Below are 10141 nucleotides of genomic sequence, written 5' to 3'. Positions count from 1 at the left end.
GACTACTTCTTCTTGAAGATAAAAGCGGCTTTCCCCGGAAAGCCGCGATGAACCTATTTAATTGTTAATTCAACGTGACTTTAAGTGGGCATCTGTCTGCGGGTAAATATCTTTAAGCGCCTTCTCTCAAGCTGATCTCCATTTGTTCTTGAACTTCAAGGTATCACTTTTCTCTATGACTCCTCTCGAACCTCTTATAAGGACTTGTTTATAAGAATGGTAAAACTACGTACAGACACAACTAAAGTCGTTCTCCGTGTGTTTGAGAAGCCCAGTTGAGCAATTTCATGGTTAGTTGGTATTGGGCAGGTAAGGGTTCGATGAGTTTGGTTTATAGCTATTGTAGAAGTTATCTATGGATAAGTAACAGATACAAAAAAGCCGATGCTAGGCATCGGCTTAGTTTGAGACACTTTAAATTAAGCTGGTTGAACTAGAGCGAGCGCTTTACGAGAAACCTCGTGAGCTGCTTTCGTTAAGTTTTGCTTCTCTAGTGCGTCAGATAGGTATCCGTAATCTGAAACATTTGAACGAAGTGCTAGGGCTTTTTCGAAGTGGCTTTGTGCTTCCGCCCACTTCTGCTCTCTTAAGTAGAACTGAGCCAGCGCGCTGTGTGCTTCGGCATTACCACTGTCTTTACTGATTGCACGTTCTAGCATGACCACTACTGGGTGGTGATCGGCTAGATTCAACTCTGGAAGCAACATGTAGAGTTCATTTGACCCACTCTTTGCAATGTTCTCTTTGATCACAGTGAAGGCTTCTGAGTCAGCTTTGCGAGCGATAAGTTGCTTCACAAAGCAGGATACAAGGTGCGAACTTTGTTTCTGTTTTCTTGAAAGCTTGTTCCAATGGCTGATTAAACCTTCGCTACCTTGCTGTTGTGCCACATCATGAAGTAGCCCACATTGTGCTTTCTGTTCTAATTCACGTTGCTCATCAGCTGTTAGAAGTTTGTTCTTAACTAATTTAGGAGTTAACTCTAGCAATGGCTGCCATAACTTCAGTTGCAAGTAAGTGGCTTTTAACAGGCCAAGTACAGCAGTGTTATTAGGGTATGTGCCTTTTAGGGTCGAAAGTGTATCGAATGCAGCTTCGTAGTTTGACTCGCTGATTTGCTGTTTAGCTTTAGTTAGCTCAACCGCTAGTAGAGAGTCGTCCTGTTGGCTAGCAAGCTCGATGTACTTATCTCGCTCACTTGTATTACCTTGTTCGTGTGCCGCTTGAGAAGCGACTAAATAACAAAGTAGAGGCATGTCGTGATGGTTAGCCCAACGAGTTACTTTCTTCTCAGCGCCTTTCCAGTCACCTTCAAGTAGCTTGATAATGCCTTCATTGGTATAACGACGAGAACGTTTCAGCTTACGAACACTGAACCAGTTCCAAGTTGTCGAGCTTGCGTACATAAGCTTTTTAAATAGGTACTCTAAGCCGAATAGAGCCGCTAGAAGAGCAATGACAAAGATAACCAGTGTTGTCACGCTCATCTCAATAGTCTTATTCGCAATTGAGATCAGAACGTAGCCTTGTTGACCAGAGAACTGAGTACCAACAATTAACCCAGCACCTAGAACGAGAAAAAGAAAAATCCAACGAATCATTATTTTTCCTCCGTGGTCATAACGGTGACTTCACGACGTAGGCGCTCACGTATCACATCTGACAACTCATTTTGAGATTCAAGCTTTACAGGGTATTTCACAGAGATGTTCTGTTCACTTAGCTGTTTAATCGCTTTCTCAAATTCAATCACTGAGTTGTTATCTTGGTTTAGATACGCTTTCGACCACTCGCTAGCGGTATTAAGAGCTGCGCTATAGAGTTCACCTTGTTCTTTGTAGACGGCGCGAATCGCGGTTTCTAATTTACCTTTGATGTTTTCACGCAGGTAGAAGTGTTGTTCAGGAGAGAGTAGAGGGATAACTTCGCCATCACGACTACGGAAGGTAATGAAGTTTTCTGAGAAGTCTTTCATCGACGTCATCAGGTTGTTCTGCCAATCATTAATATCTTGCGATACCGCTTTTTTCTCAACAACCGCAGCTTCCGGAAGAATCGCATTGGCAAGCGGCAGTGTATCGACTTGCTGTTGCAAGCTTGTGATACGCAGAACTAAGCCGTCACGGTCGATCAGAGGAATAGTGCGAAGCTTGGTAATGTCATTGGTCATTGATTGACGCAGTGACACTAAGCTCGGGTCATTCAGTGCTGCGATACGTTGATCGGCGCTTTCCATTAACTTGGTTGCGCTAACGGCATCATGCTCGAGGAACAGTTTACGTCCTGCTAGTTTCACAAGGTAATCGGCTTCGGCAAGTAACCAGTCATTCGGGCGGCGACCTTTCACGTCAGCCACTGCTAACTGCAGGCTTTGAATGCTCTTCTGCTGTTGAGATTGCACGACCTGAGTTTTCTCCACCGCGTGTGAGGCTTCCTGGATAGTCTCTTGCTTGATGGTTTGTAGGTCTTTATTTACCGCAGATTGGGTATTTTGAAGTTGTGCTTGAAGAGCGGCTATTTGAGCCGAGTATTCAGCGCTCTTTTGCTGCATTTGAAATGCGATACCGCCACTGAAGATAATTGAAATAGCGATCGCAATAGCGCCTAGTTTGACACCGCGCTTACCTTGCTTTTCTGCTTTCTCTATTTGCTCTTTATGCTCAGCTTGAGGCTGCTCATTTTTAGCGGTATTTGAAGCAGAGGCATCAAGCTTCTGTTCAGGTTGTTTTGTCTCTGTAGAGTCAGCTTTTTCGTTTTCAACAACTACTGGCTGAGTATCTTGTTTCTTTTCAGGTTCAATATGCTCATTATTTTTTTTGCTTGTCATGCTTATTTCCTGTTTCTAGCTAGGGCCGGAGAGCAGCCAGTAATATTTGGTTCGTAGCACTGTGAGTATTGGTCACATTCGAGAAGCCGAGTTGTTGTGCTCGTTCTACAATGCGCTGGCTTGGGACAAATAGATGTCTTGTTGAAAGCCAAGCCAAATACTCATCAGGGGTAATTGAGCAGAGATACTCCAATTGTTCCTGACTAGTGATGACAACTTTGGACGTTTTTTTGTTTATCCATGTTTGATAGGTATTGTGGTCGCTAATAGGAATATATTCTCTACGGTAGGTCTCACAATAAGAGACTTGTGCACCTCGATTGAGTAGAGAATCCCTAATGAGCTCACGCCCACCATTGCCACGTAGTATCAAAATGGACTTATTTTCTACGCCATTAAGTTCAGTAAGTTTAAGAAGATGTTCACTATCACTAACTTGAGGATAGTTTACTTTTTGTTTACAGACTTTGCTTAAAACGTGCGCAGTTTTTTGACCAACGCCAAGATAAAGCGGCGAAGTAGGCCAAATGGATGAGGTTTTTGAAAGGATGCTTTGGGCAGCCGCCACGGCGTGGTGACTGACTGCAATAATGATATCGCTGTTATTAAGCTGGGTGCTTAAATCCGCAGAGTTGGGATTATCCACGATACGAATCAGCGGATGATGGATTGCTTGAACCCCTTCATCCGCTAGTTGTTGGCAAAGCGATTGTCCCTCTGAACCGGGACGAGTCACCAACACTGTCATGATTATTCTTGGTCAACGTAGAGCTTGGTTAAGATTTCTCTCGCGCCATCATCCAGCAATTGATTTGCCAGAGTCACGCCAAGTGCTTCTGCATCTTTGCGAGGGCCAGAGATCTCACCACGAACCATCTTAGAACCGTCCGGTTCACCAACTAATGCACGTAGCCAGATGTTTTCGCCATCTAATAATGAGTAGCTGCCGATAGGAACCTGACAGCCACCTTCTAGGGTAAGGTTCATTGCACGTTCGCACAGTACACGATCAGCCGTGTCTTTATGATTCAGTGGTTCAAGGAGTTTAATCAGACGCTCGTCATCAAGGCGACACTCAATACCAACAGCGCCTTGGCCAACAGCAGGGAGAGACTGCTCTGGTTCGATGAAGCTACGAATACGCTCTTCTAGCTCTAGACGTTTAAGACCTGCAGCAGCCAGTACGATCGCATCGTATTGACCATCATCGAGTTTACCTAGACGAGTACCAACGTTGCCGCGCAGCTCTTTGATAATCAGATCTGGGCGGTATTCTAACAGTTGGCATTGGCGACGCAGACTGCACGTACCCACGACAGCACCTTGTGGGAGTTCGTCGATGTTGTTGTAAGTGTTTGATACGAAAGCGTCACGCGGATCTTCGCGCTCACAAATTGTTACCAGACCTAGACCTTCAGGGAAGTCGACAGGTACATCTTTCATTGAGTGAACCGCTAGGTCAGCACGACCTTCTAGCATGGCTACTTCAAGTTCTTTAACGAACAGTCCTTTACCACCCACTTTAGCAAGCGGAGTGTCTAGGATGATGTCACCTTTGGTCACCATAGTTACCAACTCAACCTCTAAACCAGGGTGAGCAGCTTGCAGTGCATCCCTTACAAAGTATGCCTGCCAAAGGGCAAGAGGGCTTTTTCTGGTCGCGATACGGATTGGTGCTGAATTTGTCATGGTGTTTCCGATATAGGTTCTGTAATAGCCTAATCCTACCATTATGAGGCGAGAATTCTTACTGTTTGATCATTCCATACTTTGATAGCTGAGAGATTTTCATGAGTTCACCAAAATAGTGTGATTAGTATCTCATTTGAAACATGGGCTATTATTAGAAATAGTCAATAAAGAGGACACTACGGCGCCGTGAGTTTAACTTTCTGTCATCAAGGAATTGACCAGTATGACGGGTTCCTTTGCTTTACCATTAAGGGTAAAAGTGTTAAATTGATCACGTTTTGTTGCTCCTTTCGTTCAGTAACTAAACAGAACTGCACTTAACCTCAAACCAAGGACTTACCTTGCAGGCTTACACTCAAACTTTGATTCAACGATTAGACAATCTAAATCAGCAGCGCATTGATCGTGCGTTGGCGTTGATGAATGTGCAAGGCCAGCGAGTATTCAACCTTATTCCCGCACTGCTTCACTTCAATCACCCGATGATGCCTGGTTATTATGACCAACAAGTTCCTTTTGGAATTCGTAGCTTCACGCTTAATGAATTCCAAAAGCAATTTGTCTCTGATACCGAATTAACGCTGGGTGGCAAACTCACCGAGACGGATGAACCAGCAATCCTTGGCTTGTACACCATGGGTAGTACTTCTTCTATTGGTCAAAGCACTTCAAGTGATCTTGATATCTGGGTGTGTGTTTCCCCGGATATGGATGGCGCCTCTCGCGATAGCCTAACCAACAAGTGTCTCTTGATTACCGATTGGGCTGAAACCTTGGGAGTAGAAGCGAACTTCTTCTTGATGGATGAAGAGCGTTTCCGTTCGAACCATTCAGAAGAGATGACCGGCGATAACTGTGGTTCTTCACAGCACTTATTATTGCTTGATGAGTTTTATCGCTCTGCGGTTCGTTTGGCTGGTCAGCGTTTGTTGTGGCAAATCATTCCGCCAGAAATGGAAGAGTGTTACGACGAGTATGTTCAAGGTTTGTGTCAGGATGGCTATCTTGATTGCTCGCAGTGGATCGATTTCGGCAAGCTGAATCGCATTCCCGCTGAAGAGTACTTTGGTTCAAACCTGTGGCAGCTCTATAAGAGTATCGACTCACCGTATAAATCGGTTTTGAAGGCGATCCTGTTAGAAGCCTATTCATGGGAATACCCAAACACCCAACTGCTGAGTATTGATACCAAGCGTCGCTTCTTCGCGGATGAACCGGATCTGTATGGCATGGATAGTTACTATCTGATGCTTGAGAAGGTAACGCGCTACCTAGAGCGTATTAACGACCATACTCGATTGGACTTGGTGAGGCGCTGTTTTTATCTTAAGACCCACGAGAAGTTGTCACGAGATGCGGGCATTGGCTCCGTTGCGTGGCGTCGTGAAGCCTTAACCGAGATGACTAAATCTTGGAATTGGGGACATGAAACCATTGCTGAGCTCGATAACCGCCGTAACTGGAAGGTTGAGCAGGTTAAAGTGGTGCACCATGCACTGCTTGATGCCTTGATGCTGAGCTATCGTAATCTGATTCAATTTGCGCGTCGTAACGACATCACTTCGGCAATCAGTCCACAAGATATCAGCATCTTGGCACGTAAGCTTTACGCTGCGTTTGAGGTCTTGCCGGGCAAAGTGACGCTACTGAACCCGCAAATCTCTCCAGACCTGCACGAACCAGATTTGAGCTTCATCGAAGTTCGTCAGGGTCAGTCGAATAAAGCCGGTTGGTACTTGTATAAGCAGCCACTGGTTGCACACCGCATTCTTGGTCAGCCTTCTCTAGAGCACCATGAGTACTTGAGTAAGTTGGTAGCATGGTCGTTTTTTAATGGCTTGATTACCGAGTCGACACGTTTGCACTCTGTGGTACGTGACGCTCACATCGATATCGATAAGTTCTATCAAATGGTGAGCGACCTGCGTAATACGTTTTCTTTGCGTAAGCGTCGCCCAAGTATGCAAGCACTGGCGAGCCCGTGTGAGATAAGCCAGCTAGCGATGTTCATCAACTTTGAAAATGACCCGACGTCTGAATTAAGTGGTCGTGCATTAAAAGTGGACCTCAAGAACGCCGATATCTTCAGCTTTGGTGAGGAAGGTAAGAGCTTAGTCGGCAGTGTCGACTTAGTTTATCGTAACTCTTGGCATGAAGTACGTACGCTGCATTTCCAAGGTGATACGGCAATGCTGGATGCGCTGAAGACGGTACTTGGCAAAATGCACCAAGATGCTTTACCGCCAGAATCGGTTGATGTGTTCTGTTACAGCAAAAACCTGCGTGGTGTGATGCGTAACATGGTGTATCAACTGCTTGCTGAGTGTATCGACTTACGATTGAAACCGATTGAACCAGAGAAGCGCCGCCGTTTTAAGGCTATTCGTTTAGCTAATAAGATGTTTGGTCTGTTCTTCGAACGTCGTGGTGTGTCGGTACAGATGTTGGAAAACTCGGTCGATTTCTACCGTAGCATCTCAACCAATAAGCTCAAAGGCTCACCTTTACTGATGCTCGATAAAGAGCAAGAGTATCAGCTACCAGAAGTGGTGGATGGTTTTGCGAGTGAGGGCTTGATTCAGTTCTTTTTCGAAGATACCGACAAAGGCTTCAATATTTATGTATTGGACGAGTCGAACCAAGTTGAGGTCTACCACCAGTACAGCGGTGAAAAAGATGAGATGATCGCGAGCGTGAATTCTTTCTACACATCGGTAAAAGATGAGTCGAAGATGTCGTCTAAGTTGATTAACTTTAACCTACCTCAGTACTACCAAATCGTTCATCCTGAAGAAGGCAATTCTTACGTTGTGCCTTATCGTAACGATGCAACTCTAGCTTCTCGGAGCTCAAAGATAGTTAACATCTAGTCTTACTAAGACTGATTGATATTAAAAAAGGAGTGATTGATTCACTCCTTTTTAGTTTTGCTTACAAATGATTAGACCCAATCGATCGCTTCACCTGCGTGCTTCACGCATTCTTCTTTAACCATCTCAAACAGCTCCATGCCCGTCTTTGAACATGTCCACTTGTCGTCAACTAGCTTGAAGTGAAAGCCACCAGATTTAGACGCTAACCAGATTTCTTTCATTGGTTCTTGGCGGTTAATGATGATTTGGCTGCGGTTCTCAAACTCCAGCGTCATCACGTTACCAGTCACTTCGTAATCAATATCTGCCTCTGATTCATCGATAGCTTCTTCGATGTTTTGCATCTGTATATCGACCAGCTGATGAAATTCAGTCTCGTTCATCCTTTCTATCCTATTGCTTTTCCTGAGTGTGGTGCGATTATAGGGGGCATTGAGTTAATAATCACGATATGCAAAATGAAAAAATTAATTGCTGCTCTATTTATGATGTCCGTTATTGGACTTTCTGGTTGTGGTCAAACGGGTCCTTTGTACGATCCTGATGAAGTTCAGCAAACCGAACAATCACAATAAGTGAAAACACGCAGAAATCGTTATTTATAAGGGATAAGAACTTTGGATTACTTCAACTATCAGGAAGATGGCCAGCTTTGGGCTGAGGACGTCGCACTTTCACAACTAGCAGAGCAATATGGTACACCGCTGTATGTATATTCTCGTGCAACATTAGAACGCCACTGGAATGCGTTTGATTCATCGGTTGGTGAGCATCCGCACTTGGTGTGTTATGCCGTTAAAGCTAACTCAAACCTTGGCGTGTTGAATACTTTGGCTCGTTTGGGCTCAGGTTTCGATATCGTTTCTGGCGGTGAGCTAGAGCGTGTGGTTGCTGCCGGTGGCGATCCAGCAAAAGTTGTATTCTCTGGTGTCGGTAAAACAGCCGCTGAAATGAAGCGTGCGCTTGAGTTGAACATTAAGTGTTTCAACGTAGAGTCAGAACCAGAACTAGAGCGACTGAATAAAGTGGCTGGTGAGCTTGGTGTTAAAGCGCCGATTTCACTGCGTATCAACCCAGACGTTGATGCGAACACTCACCCTTATATCTCTACAGGTCTGCGTGATAACAAGTTTGGTATCGCTTTCGACCGTGCTCCTGCTGTTTATGAGTTTGCAAAAACACTCGATAACTTGTCTATCCATGGTATTGATTGCCACATTGGTTCTCAGTTAACGGATATCGAACCTTTCATCGATGCAACCGATCGCCTGCTTGCGCTGATCGACCAGCTACGTGCTAACGGTATCAACATCAAACACCTTGATGTCGGTGGCGGCTTGGGTGTGGTTTATCGTGATGAATTACCACCACAGCCTTCTGACTACGCGAAAGCCTTATTGGCTCGCTTAGACAATCATTCTGATCTAGAGCTGATTTTCGAGCCTGGAAGAGCGATTGCTGCTAACGCTGGTGTATTATTAACGAAAGTCGAGTTCCTCAAGCCAACAGAGCACAAGAACTTTGCCATCATCGATGCAGCAATGAACGACCTAATGCGCCCAGCACTTTACCAAGCTTGGCAGGATATTGTTCCTGTGAGCCCTCGTCAGGGTGAAGCCGTGACTTACGATTTGGTTGGCCCAATTTGTGAGACAGGCGATTTCCTAGGTAAAGATCGTGACCTTGTGCTTGAAGAAGGTGATCTGCTAGCAGTTCGTTCAGCGGGCGCTTATGGCTTCGCGATGTCATCTAACTACAACACTCGTTCGCGTGCGGCTGAAGTGATGGTGGATGGCGATAAAACTCACTTGGTTCGTCAGCGTGAAGAGCTTACGAGTCTGTGGGAACTTGAAAACATTCTTCCGGAGTAATTTTAAGCGTTATGCACTTCCACTTTTCTAAAATGCATGGTTTGGGCAATGATTTCATGGTCGTGGACTGCATTACTCAAAATATTTTCTTTTCTCCAGATTTGATCCGTCGTTTGGCGGATCGTCACACTGGCGTGGGCTTTGATCAGCTACTTGTGGTTGAGGCTCCCTATGATCCAGAAACTGATTTCCATTACCGCATATTCAATGCAGATGGCAGTGAAGTGGAGCAGTGTGGCAATGGTGCGCGTTGTTTTGCACGATTCGTTCGCATGAAAGGCTTAACGAATAAGTACAGCATCAACGTGAGTACCAAGAAAGGTAAAATGGTTCTCAAGATTGAAGAGAATGACCTGATCACCGTGAACATGGGCATTCCTGAGTTCGAACCCGGTAAGATTCCATTCAAGGCCAAGCAGCCAGAGAAGACGTATATCCTAAGAACGGATGTACACACATTATTCTGTGGTGCGGTAAGCATGGGTAACCCACATGTGGTGACTGTGGTTGATGACGTCGACACGGCTGATGTGGACACCTTAGGCCCGCTACTTGAATCACACGAACGTTTCCCTGAGCGTGTTAATGCTGGCTTTATGCAGGTAGTTAACCGTGAAGAAGTTCGCTTGCGTGTTTACGAGCGCGGTGCGGGTGAAACTCAGGCATGTGGCAGCGGAGCGTGTGGCGCAGTTGCAGTGGGTATCACTCAAGGCTTACTGGCTGAGAATGTGAAGGTTCGTCTACCAGGCGGTGACTTACACATTAGCTGGCAAGGCCCGGGTAAACCTCTGTTTATGACCGGCCCTGCAACGCATGTGTTTGATGGTCAACTTTCTTGCTAATAACGACCCAAAACAAATAGATTCATAAAAATAAAG

The 10141-nt window shown here is 45.3% G+C and carries 9 protein-coding genes; 4 read left to right on the top strand and 5 right to left on the bottom strand.

What is annotated here, in order from left to right:
- Positions 1-419: 419 nt before the first annotated feature.
- Genes AB6E30_RS16520 through hemC form a run of 4 tightly spaced genes read right to left on the bottom strand, consistent with a single transcriptional unit; the run spans position 420 to position 4516 of the window.
- Complete coding sequence (locus tag AB6E30_RS16520; RefSeq protein WP_017063752.1) at positions 420-1601, bottom strand: heme biosynthesis protein HemY; 1182 nt, start codon at positions 1599-1601, stop codon at positions 420-422.
- The gene (locus AB6E30_RS16515) at positions 1601-2827 is read right to left on the bottom strand and encodes a uroporphyrinogen-III C-methyltransferase (RefSeq protein ID WP_017061006.1); all 1227 of its coding nucleotides are present in this window, start codon (positions 2825-2827) and stop codon (positions 1601-1603) included. The genes AB6E30_RS16520 and AB6E30_RS16515 overlap by 1 nt, the downstream gene beginning before the upstream one ends.
- A 19-nt stretch (positions 2828-2846) precedes the next feature.
- A complete protein-coding gene (locus AB6E30_RS16510; RefSeq protein WP_017061007.1) occupies positions 2847-3575 on the bottom strand; it encodes a uroporphyrinogen-III synthase in 729 nt (242 codons plus the stop codon).
- A gap of 2 nt (positions 3576-3577) precedes the next feature.
- Complete coding sequence (gene hemC, locus AB6E30_RS16505) at positions 3578-4516, bottom strand: hydroxymethylbilane synthase (protein ID WP_017061008.1); 939 nt, start codon at positions 4514-4516, stop codon at positions 3578-3580.
- 344 nt (positions 4517-4860) lie between these two features.
- Between hemC and AB6E30_RS16500 the strand changes: the two genes are divergently transcribed.
- Positions 4861-7389, top strand: coding sequence for a class I adenylate cyclase (locus tag AB6E30_RS16500; protein WP_017066755.1), 2529 nt, complete (start codon positions 4861-4863; stop codon positions 7387-7389).
- A 71-nt stretch (positions 7390-7460) separates the two neighbouring features.
- Here AB6E30_RS16500 and cyaY read toward each other — a convergent pair whose 3' ends face one another.
- Positions 7461-7775 (bottom strand): iron donor protein CyaY, encoded by a 315-nt coding sequence (gene cyaY / locus AB6E30_RS16495; RefSeq protein ID WP_017061010.1) that lies wholly within the window; start codon positions 7773-7775, stop codon positions 7461-7463.
- Positions 7776-7850: 75 nt separating this feature from the next.
- On the opposite strand from cyaY, the gene lptM reads away from it, so the two are divergent.
- From lptM to dapF, 3 genes are read left to right on the top strand one after another with little or no spacing between them, the layout of a single operon-like run.
- The gene (gene lptM / locus AB6E30_RS22520) at positions 7851-7967 is read left to right on the top strand and encodes an LPS translocon maturation chaperone LptM (RefSeq protein ID WP_017063757.1); all 117 of its coding nucleotides are present in this window, start codon (positions 7851-7853) and stop codon (positions 7965-7967) included.
- A gap of 42 nt (positions 7968-8009) precedes the next feature.
- Entirely contained in the window at positions 8010-9263 is a 1254-nt protein-coding gene (gene lysA / locus AB6E30_RS16485) for a diaminopimelate decarboxylase (protein ID WP_017061012.1), read from the top strand.
- An 11-nt stretch (positions 9264-9274) separates the two neighbouring features.
- Entirely contained in the window at positions 9275-10105 is an 831-nt protein-coding gene (gene dapF / locus AB6E30_RS16480) for a diaminopimelate epimerase (RefSeq protein ID WP_017061013.1), read from the top strand.
- The last annotated feature ends 36 nt before the right edge of the window (positions 10106-10141 follow it).

Source organism: Vibrio sp. 10N.247.311.12 (assembly GCF_041467515.1).
Lineage (GTDB): Bacteria > Pseudomonadota > Gammaproteobacteria > Enterobacterales > Vibrionaceae > Vibrio > Vibrio crassostreae_C.
Note: the sequence above shows the minus strand (reverse complement) of the source record. Positions and strands in the feature narration are given on the sequence as shown.